Origin of the sequence: Photobacterium piscicola, assembly GCF_046058925.1 — a bacterium.
Classification (GTDB): domain Bacteria; phylum Pseudomonadota; class Gammaproteobacteria; order Enterobacterales; family Vibrionaceae; genus Photobacterium; species Photobacterium piscicola.
On record NZ_CP175534.1, the window covers coordinates 2,431,032 to 2,449,178 of the forward strand.

Below are 18,147 nucleotides of genomic sequence, written 5' to 3' on the forward strand. Positions count from 1 at the left end.
CAGTTATAAGACTACTCGTTCAACAATTCGGCCGTTAACCCCGAAATTAGGCATCATTAAATCATTACCCCATCGATCACAATTAAATGAATAACAAGGCTGACGCGTCCAAAACGGATCATCTAATTGTACCTGTTGTTGTACTTGCCATAGTTGCTCACCGAATACTTGCACCACCGGAAAAGTATATGGGTATTGCCCTATTTTTCCCTGCTCATCACCGGAAAATTGCCCAGCAACCGTCAATAGACGACCTTTGGCATATTCAATTGGCTCTAAAAAGCCATGAACATAAGCAATAAACCGTCCTTGAGATTGTGCATGTAATATTGGACGACCATCAGCCGTTAATGGCATCGCCACCATTTCAATACGTGTTTGTTGCTGTTCATTACGAATCGAAGCAATAACACCACCAAGACGAACATCTTTACCTTCATTCGCCTGAGGGTGCTGCAGAATAACCGTTAAATCAGTAATAGGATCTTTTGATTTCGTTACTAACGTTGCAGGTAAGCTCGCGCAGCCTACCATAAACACTAATATCACCCCAAGAAATAGCTTACCAAACATCTAAAACCTCCACACATTTGTTTAATAACTCGACAAAAAATAACATATCTCACTACTGAATTCCTATCTCAACAGGAATAGTACGTGATCTTATGTCATCAATAATACAGGCTTTAAAATAACGAGAGAGAAAACGAATATGGCTACAGCTAGCGCGGGCAATGGTATAGAAACACGAATAATTGCTATTCGGTGTACATAATTGTAGATGCCATAGTAGAAAAGAAAGTCAGACTTAATAGAATAAGGGGATATAAAATACGAAGAGTGATCAGTAAAACTGCCACTCTTCGTGTTTTTACGCAATGTTATCAGCCATTACAAACAATGTTGATATCGATAATATTACTCGCGACCAGGCAATTTCTTCCACGTCACAGTATCACGTAAATAAACCGGACTTGCGGCTTCTGCTGCAACAATTTCACCACGAGCAAAAGCATATTTAGCCAAATGCACCATATCTTGTGAATCAGGATAAAGCACACTACCTAATTGCGCTTGCAATGGTAATTGATTTAATAGTTCAGGGTACGCTTCCCAGCCTGTACCTGCTGTTAACCATGCATTGGTATCAGCTTGTACGTTCGCTAATAAAACATCAGGTGCAATTACTTGCTCATTGCCCAATAATAGCCAATCACCATCAGTTTTACGCTGGTATTGTCCCCAGTAAAGCTCACCCATGCGGGCATCAATCGCCGTCAATACATGATCAGCTTGATGCAAACGGAACGTACCTTGCGCCATAGCCGCTAAAGTAGATACCCCAATCATCGGTAAGTTAGCACCAAAGGCTAACCCTTGTGCAATACCAATACCAATACGAACACCGGTAAAGCTACCAGGACCACGACCATATGCTAATGCATCAAGCTGCTTTAGCTTTACGCCAGCGTCAGCAAGAACTGCATCAATCATAGGTAAAATTTTCGTCGTGTGCTCACGAGGAGCATATTCACAGCGAGAAATAACGTCATCGCCGATCATTAGCGCGACAGAACAGTTTTCAGTTGCAGTATCTACTGCCAGAATTTTGGTGCTCATTCAAGCCTCTGAATGTTGGGTCTCGTCAGTAACAGATAGATTCATATCCGTTAAACTCGACAAAAATTCGCTAACCCCTTCGACACTTCGCGTGCGTGGAATTGGCGGTAAACTTCTCAAAAATACAGCGCCATAAGCACGAGTGACTAAACGATTATCGCAAATCACTAATACCCCTTTATCTTGAGTATCACGAATTAAACGGCCGACACCTTGCTTTAAGGTGATCACAGCATCAGGTACTTGTACCTCAGCAAAGGGATCTCCTCCACGAAGGCGACAATCTTCAATACGTGCTTTTAATAATGGATCATCGGGTGCTGTAAACGGTAATTTGTCTATGATAACACAGCTAAGGGCTTGGCCTCTAACATCAATGCCTTCCCAAAACGCCCCCGTCGCAACTAATAATGCATTACCTCGTTCAAGATATTCCGCTAACAGCTTTTGTTTACTGGTTTCACCTTGTGCTAGTACGGGTAAATCTAGTCGAGCACGAAAGCCTTCGGCAAGATCTCGTACCATTTGATGCGAGGTACACAAGAAGAAACAACGTCCATCATTAGCTTCAATGACCGGGGTTAACATCTCAACTAACTTATCTGCTAATCCATAACTATTAGGTTCAGGTAGATGCCGCGGCACACACAACAAAGCTTGAGTTGCATAATCAAAGGGGCTCTCTAATGAAAATTGTTGTTTCGGTTGCAGCCCTAAGCGGTGACTAAAATGGCTAAAGTCATCATCAACAGCTAAGGTTGCTGAAGTAAAAATCCACGCCCCTTTCTGTTCAGCCATACGCTCACTGAACTTATCAGCCACAGATAACGGCGTAATATTTAAACTAAATTGCCGTGGCGTACACTCATACCAATACGAATACCCCATAATGCTGGTATCCATTACTCGTTTTAAGCGAGCTTTTAATAGAGTCGCTCGTTCAAAGGCCGAATCTAATAATTGACTACGCCCTAAGGCTAATTTAAGCACATCATAAATTAAATCAAGGGCATCATTAAGACGTACTAATTCACGTTGTACCGCGGGTGTTTTTGAAGCTTCACGCCAATTACCACGAAAACCGGGATCGCCCAAAATAATCCGCATTTCAAACGCCGCTTGTTGTAAACGAGCCGCTGCCTTTTGCAGTTGGCGCATATCTTTCGCTTCAGTGCGATAGCCAATTTCAATATCTTTTGCTAATTCAATTAACTGCCGGCTCGATAGATTTTGACCAAAATATTGACTCGCAATATCAGGGATCTGATGGGCTTCATCAAAAATAAATACTTCAGCTTCAGGAATTAGCTCTCCAAAACCAGTTTCTTTAATAGCAAGATCCGCTAAGAAGAGATGATGGTTAACGACCACGATATCAGCCTCCATCGCTTTACGACGCGCTTTCACTACAAAGCAATCATCATAAGACGGACATTCTCTGCCAAGGCAATTATCGTTGGTCGAGGTGATCATCGGGATCACAGGGCTATCTTCAGCTATTTCTTCACATTCCCCCAGATCCCCTGTTTTAGAGGCTGATGACCACTGGCGGGTTTTAATCAATAAACTCAGCATGACAGGATCTGAGTGATCACCATGGCTTTCAGTGATCTGGCGGCTGAGGCGATCTATACATAAATAGTTTGAACGCCCTTTCAATAAAGCCACTTTTCCTGTAAACCCAAGTGCAGTTGCCATTAAGGGTAAGTCACGATGAAATAATTGCTCTTGAAGGTTTTTTGACCCCGTACTGATGATGGCTTTTTTACCACTGACTAATGCTGGCACCAAATAGGCAAATGTTTTACCTGTTCCCGTCCCTGCCTCAACCACTAATTGTGATTGTTGTTTAATCGCATCAGCTACCGCTTTTGCCATATCAATTTGAGATTGTCGAGCTTGAAATCCGGGAATGGCTTTATCTAACGCACCACCAGCGGCAAAAAACTTAGCTATCATTCACTTCGCACTATTGGTTATTTATACAGTATCAATTGTTCTATTATGCCTATTTTATTACGCGACGACCAGCGGTGTAAGACGCTATTTCTCGATACTAAAACAGCGCCCATAAGAAACTATTTGACCCCAACGCAGTATAAGCGTCATAGTGATAAATTATGATTTTTAGACAGAGCACAACGTTGCCGTCATCAGGAATAGACATGGAAAAGAAAACATTATTAACGGAATGCCCTGATAATATGGGGCTTATCTCCAAAATCACCAACATATGCCATAAACATCAGCTCAACATTATTAATAACAAAGAGTACGTTGATAATGCTAAAAACCATTTCTTCATGCGAACAGAGTTAGAAGGCTATTTTAATGACGAAACGTTACTGGCTGATCTAGACCGCGCTTTACCTGCGGGGAGTAAGCGTCGATTAATTAGCTCTGAGCGTAAGAAAGTCGTTATCATGGTGACCAAAGAAGCCCATTGTTTAGGCGATATTTTGGTTAAAACCTTTGACGGGTCGCTAGATATAGATATTGCGGCAGTAGTAGGTAACTACGATAAACTACAAAATTTAACCGAAAAATTTGATGTGCCATTTCATCATGTTTGCCATGAAGGGCTTACACGTGAACAACATGAAACAAAATTACTTGCAGCAGTACAACAGTATTCACCTAACTATGTCGTACTAGCAAAATACATGCGTATTCTCACGCCTAATTTTGTCGCACAATTTCCGCATAAGATTATTAATATTCATCACAGCTTTCTACCCGCATTTATCGGTGCAAAGCCTTACCAGCAAGCTTTTGAACGTGGTGTGAAAATCATTGGTGCGACGGCTCACTTTGTTACCAACGATCTTGATGAAGGCCAAATCATTACCCAAAACGTGATTCCGGTTGATCACACGTTCAGTGCCGAAGAAATGGCAAAATCTGGGCGTGATGTTGAAAAATCAGTATTGAGCAAAGCGCTTGGTTTAGTGGTCGATGACCGCGTATTTGTTCACGGCAATCGCACTGTGATTCTTTAAAAATAATAACTGATTGATACATGCCACAGCTTGATTTAGCCGTGGCATTTTTTTCGCTTAATTTACCTTAACAAAATACATAATTACTCTTTTTCGCTCGCAATCACTGCTGCTAAAGAATGTGAATGTAATTTTATGCATATATTATCTTTTTTAAACGCATAGGTTGGATTAGGTAAGCGTTCATGCTCACCAGCAGGAGAACTCGCTTTAACTTTAATTCCCTTTTCAGCCAACTGCTGCCAATGTAACGCTGGAAATGTTGAGTTAATCGACTGTTCTAATTGTTCCAATGACATCGCGTTTCCGGGAATAACAAACTCGACATGCTCCCAGCCTTGTTGTGGATATACTTTCTCACTTGGGTAAGGTAACTCTAACGCTTCAATCGTCCACTCCCCTACTTGCAGTGGGGTATCAAAACCAATCACCACAATCGGACGTCCATTAATAATAGCCTTTGACCATTCAGTACCATACGCTAGCCATGCCTGATGAAGTTCCAGTGCAATATCCTGAGAATTAACTCTTAATGCAATATGATCTGCTGTATACGATGAGAGCGATATTCCGATTTCATCAGCTAAACCAATAATGCGATTCATAAAAGCAGGTAAATCAGCTAACATTTGCTCTGGGTGTAAGCCTAATTGTTTCAGATTTTGCATTTTGCACCTTCAACCACGTAACATTTAATAAACAACAGCATAATTACTCACACTTTTCGCATTATCAAGAACTAAACTAACCCTAATGGAGCCCTTATCAGGGCTGAATTTTGGCTTTATTTTAGTCTATTTTAAAAACTTTAAAAAAAATCGCCTACAATCTCTTTTTCCAGTTGCCAAAGTACCTAACTATGTGGGTATTATTAGGGTAACGCATACTGCTTATTCAAGATATTGGTGTTTATATTAAATTAACACTACCATCAAAAAATACTCACGTAGCTTTGGTCGCTTTTTAGTTCAGCAAAAAACACTTTAGCTCCGTGAGTATTTTTAACGGCATATCTTGCTATCTGCAGAGGTTTTTGCCACATATTTATGATTGGCGTTACAAACGATTTAAGGAACAGCGAGTGAATATTCAAGCACTTATTAATAATAAAGTATCACAAGCATTAGAAGCCGCAGGCGCACCAGCAGGTAGCCCAGCAGCAGTTCGTCAGTCAGCAAAAGCACAGTTTGGTGATTACCAAGCAAATGGTGTAATGGGCGTAGCTAAAAAACTGGGTATGAACCCACGCGAATTTGCTCAAAAAGTTATCGACTGCCTAAAACTAGATGGTATTGCTGAGAAAGTTGAAATTGCAGGCCCTGGCTTTATTAACATTTTCCTAGATAAAGCATGGTTAGCCGCTCGCGGTGAAGAAGCGCTAGCAAGTGATCGCCTAGCCGTTAACACTGATGAAGCACAAACAATTGTTGTTGACTACTCAGCGCCTAACGTAGCAAAAGAAATGCACGTAGGTCACCTACGTTCAACTATCATCGGTGATGCTGTTGTACGTACCCTAGAGTTTTTAGGTCACAATGTTATTCGTGCTAACCACCTTGGTGACTGGGGTACCCAATTCGGTATGCTGATTGCTAATATGGAGCGTAAAGAAAAAGAAGGTAGCGATGTTTCAATGAACATCAGCGATCTTGAAGGCTTCTACCGTGAATCAAAAGTGCTTTACGATGAAGACGAAGAGTTTGGTGTAACTGCACGTAACTTCGTTGTTCGTCTGCAAAGCGGTGATGAATACTGCCTTGAGAAATGGCGTCAACTTGTTGCTATCACACTGAAGCAAAACCAACGTAACTACGATCGTCTAAGTGTCTCTCTAACAGATGCAAACGTAATGGGCGAATCAATGTACAACGACATGCTTGCACCTGTTGTTGCTGATCTTAAACAAAAAGGTCTTGCTGTAGAAAGCGACGGCGCAACCGTTGTATTCCTTGACGAATACAAGAATAAAGATGGCGACCCTATGGGCGTTATCATTCAAAAGCGTGATGGTGGTTACCTATACACTACAACCGATATTGCTTGTGCTAAATACCGTTACGAGCAACTTCATGCAGACCGTGTTCTTTACTTTATCGACTCACGTCAGCACCAACACCTAATGATGGCTTGGTCTATCGTACGTAAAGCAGGTTATGTGCCTGAAGAAGTTTCTTTAGAGCACCACGCATTTGGTATGATGCTAGGTAAAGACGGTCGTCCATTTAAGACTCGTGCTGGTGGTACTGTACGTCTTGCTGATCTTCTTGATGAAGCAGAAGAGCGTGCAAACAAGCTAATCGAAGAAAAGAACCCAGAGCTAAGTGCTGACGAAAAAGCAAAAATTGCTACAACAGTTGCAATGGCTGCGGTTAAGTACTCTGATCTTTCTAAGCACCGTACTACAGATTACATCTTCGATTGGGACAACATGCTAGCATTTGAAGGTAATACAGCACCTTACATGCAGTATGCATACACTCGTGTTGCGTCTATCTTCAAGCGTGCAAACATTGAACTTAAAGATCTAACATGCCCTATCGTTATCAATGACGAAAAAGAGCAAGTATTACTATCTAAGTTACTTCAATTTGAAGAAGCCGTTCAATCTGTAGCTCGTGAAGGTCAACCACACCTAATGTGTACTTACCTGTTTGAACTTGCAGGTCTGTTCTCTAGCTTCTACGAAGCATGTCCAATTCTTAACGCTGAAGAAGCTGTTAAGCAAAGCCGCTTGAAGTTAGCACTACTTACAGCTAACACCATCAAGAAAGGCTTGGATCTTCTTGGTATCGAAACACTAGAGCGTATGTAATTACACTTTATTGTGATAGCTACTTATTGTAGTAGCGACATAACAAAAAGCCTTCATTCGTGAAGGCTTTTTTAATGGTATTTATATTAAAGTACTTATATTAAAAATCATTGTCCAAATCGTAAACCACCATCATGTAACCATGTCAGTTCTTTCTTAGTAGATAGCCGCCCTTTCACTGCATTTCGATGCGGAAAACGGCCAAACTCTTTAATTACATCTAAATGACTGTTCGCAAATTCATAAAAACTATCAAACACTGCAGCATTCTCTGGCTGAACAGTTTTACGCAATAAATCAAATCGAAACACACTCTCTTCTTGATCTTCTAAATCTTCTGAATGCTCTAATGGTAAATAAAAAAACACCCGTTCAATTGCTGCAAGTTCAGCATCTTGATTAAGGGCTAAGCCCCGCTTACAAATAGCCAAGGCTAATAAATCATAACGAAAAGCAGCGTTTAATCCGCGGTAAATATTACGTGGAAATTGATCTAATAAAATAATTAAGGCAAGCCGACCCTGCGCGGTATCGCTCCAATGATTAAGTTCACCATTACCCGCCTGACTTACCCAGCGTTGAAACTTAGAGATAATATCAGCATCAACCTCAGCGCCACCTAAAAACCACAGTGCATGTTTGTTATTACGGGTCACTTCACCGTCTAGCTCACCAAACCAGTAATCAAGAATAAATTGATACTCAGCTACCATTTAAGCCCCCCATTAATATACACTTCAGCAACGTTTTTATTGGATAATCATTATCTATAAAGTAACGATTACGTATACCCAAAGGATAATACCAATTACGCCAAATTAAGCTTACTATAATAAATATTGCTCAAGCTTGTGAGCTAGAATGTACTGTTAAGGAATAATTACATGAGTTTCACTCTTCATCCGCAATTAATGGCAGATACAACCATACTTGGCGATTTGCCTTTATCACGAGTATTGCTTGCTAAAGAAGCCCTTGGCCCATGGCTAATTTTAGTTCCACGCTATGAATCACTACGTGAAATCCATCATTTATCCGAACAAGATCAACAGCAACTAATGCGTGAATCATCTGCAGTTGCTGCCTTATTAGAGCAAGACTATCAGGCTGAAAAAATTAATATTGGTGCGTTAGGTAACCTTGTGCCTCAACTTCATGTTCATCATATCGCACGTTTTAGCAATGATGTTGCATGGCCTGGTCCTATTTGGGGTAATACCAAAGGTATTCAACGTAGCGAAGAAGTACAGCAAGCATTAGCTGAAGAACTACGTCAAGAGCTAATGAATATTGCAGGTTTTAGTACCATTACCGCGTAGTGTTATTACTACGCAGATAATTACTGCCCCTTACATGTGTGTAGTATCTAATATAAAAAAAGCAGCCTGCTGGCTGCTTTTTTAATGGACGCTAATGATTGTTAGCGCATCACTGTGATAGATAATTCATTTGCTGCTAAACATCGATACCACACATCTTTAGCTGTTTGACAGCATTGCGTACTATCGCAGCCAACCAATTCCTTACCAATAGTTCCTTTACGAACCCAAACAGCAAGCATGGCATCAACACCATCTTCCGACATACCAAAATGCAGTGAAAGCTGTTTACGGCTTACGCGTCCATTATCTGTAATATATTGTTTTAATTCTTGTAAAATCATTCAAACAATAATCCTTCTAGATGAGACTGCTTTTTACCTTGTCGCTTCATCAGTAAATAAATTCCGACGTTAATGACAATGAAGAACGCAATCCAAAATGAACTACTGGCTGGGTGTACAGCAAAATCAGCAATCTGATAGAACAATGAAGCAAAAGTATATGCCAGTAGCATTGTCCAACCCGCAATAAAGCAAGCAAACTTCTTACCAAACTCACGCACATATGCACCCATCGCTGCCGCACATGGTGTATAAAGTAGGATGAAGATTAGGTACGACATAGCAGCAGCGCCACTTACAAACCGTGATTGAATGTTACCGAAAACTGATTGATCAACACCTTGATCTTCAGCAACCGCCGTTTGGTTCTCAAGGCTACCCACCTCAATACCCAACGGATCGCTAAAGCTTAATGCTGATAGATTATCACCAATAGAGGCAACGGCTTCTTTTAAGCTACTAACAAGATCGTACTCTTCGTTACCGCCATCAAGGGCTGGTGCATACAAACTATTTAACGTACCAACGACCGCTTCTTTAGCAAAAATACCCGTAATAATACCTACGGTTGCAGGCCAGTTATCGGCTTTAACACCAATAGGTTCTAAGACAGGTGTTACAACTTGTGCTGCATGCGATAACACAGATTTTGATGTATCTTCATTACCAAATGAACCATCAGTACCGAGTGAGTTAAAGAAACTTAAAATAGTCACTACAACCACAATTGTTTTACCAGCACCAAATACAAAACGCTTCAGCTTCTGCCATGTTTTAATGACAACGTTACGCATTGTTGGTAATTCATAGTTTGGCATTTCCATGATGAAGCTGTCACTAGCACCGGGATAAAGCGTATTACGCAGAATAAGACCGGTCATAACAGCAGCGACAATACCTAAAATATACAATGCAAAAACAACATTTTGACCATTGTCAGGGAAGAATGCAGCAGCGAATAAAGCATATACAGGTAAACGAGCACCACATGACATAAACGGTGCCATTGCTGCTGCTAACTTACGCTCGCGTTCTTGTTCTAAAGTACGCGTTGCCATAATAGCAGGTACGTTACAACCAAAACCAAGCACTAATGGAACAAATGCTTTACCTGGCAAACCAACTTTTTGCATCACTTTATCAAGTACAAAAGCCGCGCGCGCCATGTAACCTGAGCTTTCCAATACTGCAAGGAACAAGTATAGACAGGCAATGACAGGAATAAATGTTGCAACAGTTTGAATACCACCGCCAACACCATTAGCAATAATGGTTACTAGCCAAACAGGTAAATGGTTATCTAATAAATAATGACCACCATCAACTAAAATTGCACCAAAGCTAATATCAAAGAAATCAATAAATGCACTGCCTACGTTAATCGCAAACATGAACATTACGTACATTACCAAGAAGAAAAATGGGATACCAATAGCACGATGTAATAACACACGGTCAATTTTATCGGTAAGACTATTGCTTAAACGGCCTTCTTGGCGACGTACTTTTTGACATAATTGATGTAAAAAAGTGTATCTAACATCTGCAACTTGAATATCAGGATCAACTAAATCCAACATTTGTTGACGAATAGCACAGGCTTGCTGCTTATTTTCTTCAGACAATGTATGAATAACAAGCGTGTCATTTTCTAATACGCGAATTGATTGCGCGCGAGGGTTTAACTTTTCATCATGAATAAATAATGGTTTTAATTTATCTACAGTTGCTTCAAAATCATCACCATAATCAAGTGAAAAGTCTGATACAACAATGCCTTGAATCAGCATTTTATGTAGTTTAGATTTGAATTCGCCAATACGTTCCATGTTATTCGCAGATAATGCGACCACAGGGCAACCTAGCGCTTTTTCTAATGCTTTAAGATCTAATACTTGTTGTTGACGTTTCAATACATCCATCTTATTAAGTACAACCACCATTGGTCGACCTAATTCACGCAACTGCAACGTCATGTATAAACTGCGTTCAAGTGATGATGCATCAACAACGTTAATAATAACATCAGCCGGTGTCGTCAAAATGGCACGCGATGCAATTGCCTCATCAAGACTATTAGCATCATTTGCACTATCAAGGTTATAAATACCAGGAAGATCGGTTAAAGAAAAATCATCACCATTATGTTGGTAACGACCCGTCTTCTTTTCAACAGTGACACCAGCCCAGTTACCCACCTGCTGTTTTGAACCTGTTAATCCATTAAACAGTGTCGTTTTACCGCTGTTCGGATTACCGACGGTAAGAATGTCATATTGCATTATTTAACCTCAACTTCTATATCTTCAGCAATTTTTTTACGGAGCGCAATATCAACACCACGCACTCGAACCTGAAGTGGATCCCCTAAAGGTGCTAAGCGAACAACTGTAATTTCTGTATGCGGTAGTAACCCCATAACCATTAATTTTTTACGCGTTACAGCAGGCAACGCGGACATATTAATCACTGTACCGCTGTGACCACACGACATCTCTGACAGTTTCATAACTAAACGGCTACCTTAATAAGAATTATTTTCATTACGATGTAGAGAATTTTACACTTTGATACGAAATTAGTCTTGTCTTAAATCAATTATTTCATGCCTGTTTTGAATAAATAGTTTCAACTAGTAACTATTTATTTAACAATATAAATAACTGCAAATTTTTAAAATACCAGTTAATACATTCAAAATTTAACAAGCAAAAAAAAAGCGTACCTTTCGATACGCTTTTATCACAACCAATACTGTCTCTATTAACTCGGCATTTGTGTACTTAATTGTTTTTTATACGCTTTAACATTACGCATAAATTGAGTACGCGTGCTACCTCTTAACGGCTCAGCTTGTGGTAAAGGCACTTTCATCGCATTAACCGGACGACCATTTTTAATTAATTCAAAATGTAAGTGTGGCCCCGTTGAACGCCCTGTATTACCACTTTTGGCAATACGTTGCCCCATTTTAACTTTATCGCCCACTTTGACTTGGCGTTTGCTTAAATGTAAATAGCGCGTCATGTGTTCTCGGCCATGCTTAATAACAATATAATTGCCCGCAAGTGGATGATAACGAGATTTCACTACCACGCCATCACCAGCCGCCAAAATAGTAGTTCCAACAGGCACAGCAAAGTCAGTTCCATTATGTGGTGAACGACGTTTAGTAATAGGATGCAAACGATTTGGATTAAATGATGAACTGATTCGGTATGAACGCAACAGTGGGATCCGCTTAAAACCACGGTTTAAACTACGTGCATCTTGATCATAAAATTGGTCGTCTGCACCACGAGCGATAAATATTGAATGGCCACGACGCTGGCTTTTATAGTAGAAGGCATTAATTTTACCTTTACCTACCGCCTTACCATCAATAAATTCACGATCTAATACCACACCAAATGAATCGCCTTTACGGGCATCACGACCAAGATTCATTTTCCATTGTAATGCTTTAACTACATTACCAATTTGAGTTGGCGTTAACCCTGCATCACGTGCAGAATTATAAAAACTACCGGAAACACGTCCCGTTAATGTGACAGGCTTAATATCACCTTTTTGTTCAACTTCTTTATAAACATAACCTTTTTTAGTTAGGGTATAAGTATCGGTCACTTTTTTACTGCGAATAATACTTAACGATGTTAATTTGCCATCAGCATCGACTTCCCACTCTAATGTTTGTCCAACGCGTAACTGTTGTACGGATTTATTCGCATCAATTAAACGGTACATCTCAGAAATAGGTAAACCATATTGAGAGAAAATAACCCCTAATGTTTCCCCTGATGCTACGCGGTGTTTGGATTCTGTTTCAGCATGAGCTTGTACTAACTGTTGTTCAATCTCATCTTTGGGGGCTTGGAATTGTGGATCATTTTGATCTAAAGACGCCCCCATTGGCTCACTATCAGATTCTAATACTTCTGGATCGGTGAGATTAATAGGCACAGCAATAGGCGCTGGTTTTTTAAAGCTGGGGAAATGTATTGTATGTTTGGAAGGCTGCCATACAATAGCAGCCACCATCAAAATTGTAGTCGAGAATAACGCAATTTTATGCTGCAACGGCAACATCTTTAAAGATGCTACCGCAGCGATATAATATTTCATGATTAATTAAGACACTTACTAAATCGTTGTCCAAGTTCATTAAGAAAGCGGACATATCCTCCCTTGCCCTCAACGATATCGGTAGCCATTGGGTCAAGAGTCCCTATTTTAACATTCGTTCCTTTGGTTACAGACTTCACAACAGCTGGCGAAAATTGCGGCTCACTAAAGACACAATACGCTTGGTTATTTTTTAATGATTCACGAATAGATAACAATGTCTTAGCGCCTGGACGACGATCGGGTTCAACCGTAAAATGACCTAAATTATCTAATTCAAATTGTTGTTCAAAATAGCCATAACCATCATGAAAAACATAATAACCTTTATCACTTAACGGTTTTAACTGCTTATTAAGCTGAGTGACCGCTAACTGAACTTCTGTAGTGAATGTTGAAAGATTAGCTGTATATGTCTTTTTATGCAATGGATCATACTTGATCAATGCCTTAGTTATGACATTTGCTGCCTGCACAGCTTGATCTGGACCTAACCATAAATGTGGATCAATACCATGATGGTGGTGATGATGACCTTCATGCTCAGATTCATGGTCATGAGCAGCTTCATTTTCATGACCGTCATGATCTTGCTCTTCCTCAGAATAATAGCGGAAACTAATGCCCTGTTGCTGGCTTAATGCAATATTTTCAGGCTTTGATGCCATTGTTTTGGTTAAAAATGACTCTAATTCAGGTCCAACCCAAACCACAAGATCCGCTTGTTTTAATTTTTTAATATCTGAGGGACGTAATGCATAATCATGAGGTGATGCACCTGACGGAATAACATATTCACTGGTCGCAACACCTTGAGTTAATTCACTAACAATCAAGTTTAACGGTTTAACAGTAGTAACCACATTAAAGGTATCAGAGGCCAATGCAGAGCCAGAAACGACGAGAGCGGTAGCACAAAATAGAGAAGTTAGACGGTGCATGATTTTTCCCATAAAAATGTAGAGCAGCAAAAATTATTGATTATCAGCAAAGAAATTTTTCTCAATTGGCTATAATCGGCTCGTATTAACAGTAACACATGTAAAACGAAGATGTTATAATATAACATCACATTTTGGCAAACTCTTATTTTAAGCTCGCTTTATGACAACATTAGTAGAATTACAATCACTCACAGTGACCTTCTCTGGACGTAATGTTTTAGATAATGTTGCACTCAAATTAGAGCGTGGTGAAATTACAACCCTTATCGGTCCAAATGGCGCAGGTAAGTCCACCTTGGTTAAAGTGATCACCGGATTACAAAAGCCAACATTGGGAAAAGTTATCCGTCAAAAAGGATTACGAATAGGTTATGTACCGCAAAAACTTCACCTTAACAGTACACTGCCCCTTTCTGTCGATCGCTTTATGCGTTTAGCTGGACGTTACTCATTGGCACAACGCCATGAAGCATTAACCATGGTTAATGGCGCGCACTTAATGGAAAGTGACATGCACCGTCTATCTGGTGGTGAAATGCAACGGGTATTATTAGCTCGAGCATTACTTCAAAAACCGGATTTACTGGTCTTAGATGAACCTGTTCAAGGGGTTGATGTAACAGGTCAATTAGAACTTTATCGTTTAATTCAACAATTACGTGATTTACTCAATTGTGCAATATTAATGGTTTCCCATGACCTACATTTAGTCATGGCCAAAACAGATAAAGTGATCTGCTTACAACATCATATCTGTTGCTCAGGTAGTCCTTTTAGCGTAACCAACCATCCTAAATACATTGCATTATTTGGCCGCCAAGCCAGCGACCAATTAGCGTTATACCAACACCAACATAACCACCAACATGATGATTCAGCAACACCATCAACATGCTGCAATAATCATCAGGATAATAATAAATAATGATTGAGTTTCTACTTCCCGCGTTAATTGCAGGTATTGGGATAGCCCTTTTAGCCGGCCCGCTAGGGTCATTTGTAGTATGGCGAAAAATGGCTTATTTCGGTGATACGCTTTCACATGCGTCATTACTGGGTATTGCTTTAGGCTTTTTGTTTAATATCGACTTAAACCTTGCGTTGGTTATTTGTTGTTTAGTATTAGCTGTTATTTTGGTGACCTTACAAAAACAGCGTTATGTCGCAACCGACACATTACTTGGCATACTCGCTCATAGTGCATTATCACTCGGGTTAGTTGCTGTAAGCTTTTTAGATAATGTGCGTATTGATTTAATGGCTTATTTATTTGGTGATTTACTGGCGGTTACTACTGCAGATCTAATGTGGATTTATGGTGGTGGCGCTATCGTGTTAGCCTTACTTATTTATCTGTGGCGACCACTATTATCAATGACTATCAGCGAAGAAATGGCGCAAGTTGAAGGTGTGAATGTTGATTTAATGCGGTTATTATTAATGCTTATGGTCGGAATGGTAATTGCGGTAGCAATGAAATTTGTTGGTGCATTAATTATTACGTCATTGCTAATTATTCCAGCAGCAACCGCACGTCGTTTTGCTAATAGTCCAGAAGCGATGGCTGTGATTGCCTCTATTATTGGTTCAATTTCTGTAGTGATAGGGTTAGCAATGTCATGGCACTATGACACACCAGCAGGCCCTTCAGTAGTGGTATCGGCAGCAGCATTATTTATGCTTAGCCAATTTAAACCCACTCGACGTTAACAGTCTTTATTACAAAGATTGTAAATAAAAAACCCGCTACACATTAGTTTGTGAGCGGGTTTTTATACAATGTCTGTATGATCATTAACACCGTATCTACGTTAGCTTACCAACCCGTCACTTCGCGTAATGTCTTACCAATATCAGCCAAGCTTTGCACGGTTTTTACACCTGCGGCTTCAAGAGCTGCAAATTTTTCTTCTGCCGTACCCTTACCACCAGAAATAATCGCACCAGCATGGCCCATTCGTTTACCTTCAGGGGCCGTCACACCAGCAATATATGACACGACAGGTTTAGTGATATGGTTTTTAATATATGCAGCAGCTTCTTCTTCGGCAGTACCACCGATTTCACCGATCATTACAATAGCTTCTGTTGCTGGATCTTTTTCAAACATATCAAGAATATCAATGAAGTTTGACCCTGGAATAGGATCACCACCAATACCAACACACGTTGACTGACCAAAGCCTTCATCGGTTGTTTGCTTCACTGCTTCATAAGTTAAAGTGCCTGAACGTGACACAATACCCACTTTACCTGCTTTATGGATATGACCGGGCATGATTCCAATCTTACACTCATCAGGCGTAATAATACCTGGGCAGTTAGGGCCGATCATACGTACGCCTTTGGCATCTAAACGTACTTTAACATCCAACATATCCAAAGTCGGAATGCCTTCAGTGATGGTAACAATTAATTCAACACCAGCATCAATAGCTTCTAAAATTGCATCTTTACAAAAAGGTGCTGGCACATAAATAACGGTTGCTGTTGCTCCTGTTGCTTTAACTGCATCACGAACAGTATTAAATACCGGTAAACCTAAATGCGTAGTACCGCCTTTACCCGGAGAAACACCACCCACTAATTGCGTACCATAAGCCAATGCTTGTTCTGAATGAAATGTCCCCTGCCCACCGGTAAAACCTTGGCAAATGACCTTCGTGTTTTTATTAATAAGTATCGACATTATTTACCCTCCGCGGCAGCAACAACTTTTTCAGCGGCTTCTGTTAACGAAGTGGCAGCAATAATATTGAGACCACTATCAGCCAGTTTTGCAGTACCAACTTCAGCATTATTCCCTTCAAGACGTACCACTACTGGCACTTTTACACCGACTTCAGCAATAGCACCAATGACACCTTCTGCAATTAAATCACAACGCACAATACCGCCAAAAATATTCACTAAGACAGCTTTAACGTTGTTATCTGAAAGAATAATTTTAAACGCTTCTGTAACACGTTCTTTAGTTGCACCGCCGCCTACATCCAAAAAGTTAGCTGGGTGACCACCATGAAGATTAACAATATCCATGGTTCCCATTGCTAATCCAGCACCATTAACCATACAACCAATACTGCCATCAAGGGCTACGTAATTAAGTTCCCATTGTGCCGCGTGGGCTTCGCGCTCATCTTCTTGTGAAGCATCATGCATCTGACGTAATTTAGGTTGGCGATATAATGCATTTGCATCCACATTAACTTTACCGTCAAGACAAACTAAGGTGCCTTCATCTGTAATAATTAATGGATTCACTTCAAGCAGTGCTAAATCACACTCAGCAAACATAGTGCCAAGCCCAAGGAAAATACGCGTGAATTGCTTAACTTGATCACCTTGCAGACCTAATTTAAAGGCTAATTCACGCCCCTGATAAGGTTGTGGGCCAACTAAAGGATCTATCGCCGCTTTATGGATTAAATGTGGCGTTTCTTGTGCAACTTTTTCAATTTCCACACCACCTTCTGTCGATGCCATGAAAACAATACGTTGTGAACTACGGTCAACAACAGCACCTAAATATAATTCAGTTGCAATGCTAGATGCCGCTTCTACCAATACTTTAGTTACAGGTTGACCCGCAGCATCTGTTTGGTAAGTCACTAAATTTTTGCCTAACCAATGTTGAGCAAACTGCTTAATACCTTCTTTATTATCATGTAGCTCAACACCACCAGCCTTGCCTCGACCACCAGCATGAACTTGACATTTTACGACCCATTTTTTACCGCCAATTTTACCTGCTGCCGCAGCTGCTTCTTGTGGGGTATCACAAGCATAGCCATCTGGTACAGGTAAACCATATTCAGCGAATAGTTGTTTTGCTTGATACTCGTGCAAATTCATAATGTTCTATCCGTTTTTATCCCTTTGGGACTCGTTAAATCCATTTGAGATATTCTTTGATACCTCTTCATCATTGCGCCATGTTTACTGTGTCCCGTTACAGGGAGAACGTTAACCGAATAATGAGCA

Annotated in this window: 17 protein-coding genes; 5 read left to right on the top strand and 12 right to left on the bottom strand. The window is 40.3% G+C overall.

The features are described 5' to 3' along the window. Positions 1 to 3: 3 nt before the first annotated feature. The 3 genes from ACJZU6_RS11525 to ACJZU6_RS11535 all read right to left on the bottom strand — a co-directional run bounded on the left by ACJZU6_RS11525 (position 4) and on the right by ACJZU6_RS11535 (position 3,579). Entirely contained in the window at positions 4 to 573 is a 570-nt protein-coding gene (locus ACJZU6_RS11525) for a Slp family lipoprotein (RefSeq protein ID WP_408900304.1), read from the bottom strand. A gap of 345 nt (positions 574 to 918) precedes the next feature. Next, positions 919 to 1,620: a tRNA (adenosine(37)-N6)-threonylcarbamoyltransferase complex dimerization subunit type 1 TsaB gene (gene tsaB, locus ACJZU6_RS11530; RefSeq protein ID WP_080156832.1), complete on the bottom strand. Its 702-nt coding sequence runs from the start codon at positions 1,618 to 1,620 to the stop codon at positions 919 to 921. Continuing rightward, complete coding sequence (locus ACJZU6_RS11535; RefSeq protein ID WP_327770542.1) at positions 1,621 to 3,579, bottom strand: ATP-dependent DNA helicase; 1,959 nt, start codon at positions 3,577 to 3,579, stop codon at positions 1,621 to 1,623. A gap of 206 nt (positions 3,580 to 3,785) precedes the next feature. On the opposite strand from ACJZU6_RS11535, the gene purU reads away from it, so the two are divergent. Beyond that, positions 3,786 to 4,619, top strand: a complete 834-nt coding sequence (gene purU, locus ACJZU6_RS11540) for a formyltetrahydrofolate deformylase (protein ID WP_080156834.1) — start codon at positions 3,786 to 3,788, stop codon at positions 4,617 to 4,619. Positions 4,620 to 4,702: 83 nt separating this feature from the next. On the opposite strand, the gene ACJZU6_RS11545 is transcribed toward purU, so the two are convergent. Next, positions 4,703 to 5,287 carry a VOC family protein gene (locus ACJZU6_RS11545; protein WP_080156835.1) on the bottom strand — a complete coding sequence of 195 codons (585 nt, stop codon included), beginning with the start codon at positions 5,285 to 5,287 and terminating at the stop codon, positions 4,703 to 4,705. Positions 5,288 to 5,700: 413 nt separating this feature from the next. On the opposite strand from ACJZU6_RS11545, the gene argS reads away from it, so the two are divergent. Continuing rightward, entirely contained in the window at positions 5,701 to 7,431 is a 1,731-nt protein-coding gene (gene argS, locus ACJZU6_RS11550) for an arginine--tRNA ligase (protein ID WP_408900305.1), read from the top strand. A gap of 107 nt (positions 7,432 to 7,538) precedes the next feature. Here argS and ACJZU6_RS11555 read toward each other — a convergent pair whose 3' ends face one another. Further along, positions 7,539 to 8,144, bottom strand: a complete 606-nt coding sequence (locus tag ACJZU6_RS11555) for a DUF924 family protein (RefSeq protein ID WP_107275359.1) — start codon at positions 8,142 to 8,144, stop codon at positions 7,539 to 7,541. Between the two features lie 171 nt (positions 8,145 to 8,315). On the opposite strand from ACJZU6_RS11555, the gene ACJZU6_RS11560 reads away from it, so the two are divergent. Further along, entirely contained in the window at positions 8,316 to 8,750 is a 435-nt protein-coding gene (locus ACJZU6_RS11560) for an HIT domain-containing protein (RefSeq protein WP_080156838.1), read from the top strand. Between the two features lie 101 nt (positions 8,751 to 8,851). Here the strand turns inward: ACJZU6_RS11560 and ACJZU6_RS11565 are convergent, their stop codons facing one another. The 5 genes from ACJZU6_RS11565 to znuA all read right to left on the bottom strand — a co-directional run bounded on the left by ACJZU6_RS11565 (position 8,852) and on the right by znuA (position 14,160). Next, positions 8,852 to 9,094, bottom strand: coding sequence for a FeoC-like transcriptional regulator (locus ACJZU6_RS11565; protein ID WP_080156839.1), 243 nt, complete (start codon positions 9,092 to 9,094; stop codon positions 8,852 to 8,854). Then, positions 9,091 to 11,376 carry a Fe(2+) transporter permease subunit FeoB gene (gene feoB, locus ACJZU6_RS11570; protein WP_080156840.1) on the bottom strand — a complete coding sequence of 762 codons (2,286 nt, stop codon included), beginning with the start codon at positions 11,374 to 11,376 and terminating at the stop codon, positions 9,091 to 9,093. Before feoB ends, ACJZU6_RS11565 begins: the two co-directional genes overlap by 4 nt. Further along, positions 11,376 to 11,603: a FeoA family protein gene (locus ACJZU6_RS11575; RefSeq protein ID WP_065192682.1), complete on the bottom strand. Its 228-nt coding sequence runs from the start codon at positions 11,601 to 11,603 to the stop codon at positions 11,376 to 11,378. Before ACJZU6_RS11575 ends, feoB begins: the two co-directional genes overlap by 1 nt. Positions 11,604 to 11,857: 254 nt before the next feature. Further along, the gene (gene mepM / locus ACJZU6_RS11580; RefSeq protein ID WP_080156841.1) at positions 11,858 to 13,219 is read right to left on the bottom strand and encodes a murein DD-endopeptidase MepM; all 1,362 of its coding nucleotides are present in this window, start codon (positions 13,217 to 13,219) and stop codon (positions 11,858 to 11,860) included. A 2-nt stretch (positions 13,220 to 13,221) separates the two neighbouring features. Beyond that, positions 13,222 to 14,160 (bottom strand): zinc ABC transporter substrate-binding protein ZnuA, encoded by a 939-nt coding sequence (gene znuA / locus ACJZU6_RS11585; protein ID WP_080156842.1) that lies wholly within the window; start codon positions 14,158 to 14,160, stop codon positions 13,222 to 13,224. Positions 14,161 to 14,323: 163 nt separating this feature from the next. Here znuA and znuC point away from each other — a divergent pair, with 163 nt between their 5' ends. Further along, positions 14,324 to 15,088 carry a zinc ABC transporter ATP-binding protein ZnuC gene (gene znuC / locus ACJZU6_RS11590; protein WP_080156843.1) on the top strand — a complete coding sequence of 255 codons (765 nt, stop codon included), beginning with the start codon at positions 14,324 to 14,326 and terminating at the stop codon, positions 15,086 to 15,088. Continuing rightward, entirely contained in the window at positions 15,088 to 15,873 is a 786-nt protein-coding gene (znuB, locus tag ACJZU6_RS11595) for a zinc ABC transporter permease subunit ZnuB (RefSeq protein WP_080156844.1), read from the top strand. Before znuC ends, znuB begins: the two co-directional genes overlap by 1 nt. A gap of 106 nt (positions 15,874 to 15,979) precedes the next feature. Here the strand turns inward: znuB and sucD are convergent, their stop codons facing one another. Together sucD and sucC are read right to left on the bottom strand one after the other, a co-directional pair. Further along, a complete protein-coding gene (sucD, locus tag ACJZU6_RS11600; protein ID WP_080156845.1) occupies positions 15,980 to 16,852 on the bottom strand; it encodes a succinate--CoA ligase subunit alpha in 873 nt (290 codons plus the stop codon). Further along, positions 16,852 to 18,018 carry an ADP-forming succinate--CoA ligase subunit beta gene (gene sucC, locus ACJZU6_RS11605; protein WP_408900306.1) on the bottom strand — a complete coding sequence of 389 codons (1,167 nt, stop codon included), beginning with the start codon at positions 18,016 to 18,018 and terminating at the stop codon, positions 16,852 to 16,854. The genes sucD and sucC overlap by 1 nt, the downstream gene beginning before the upstream one ends. Positions 18,019 to 18,147 lie beyond the last annotated feature (129 nt).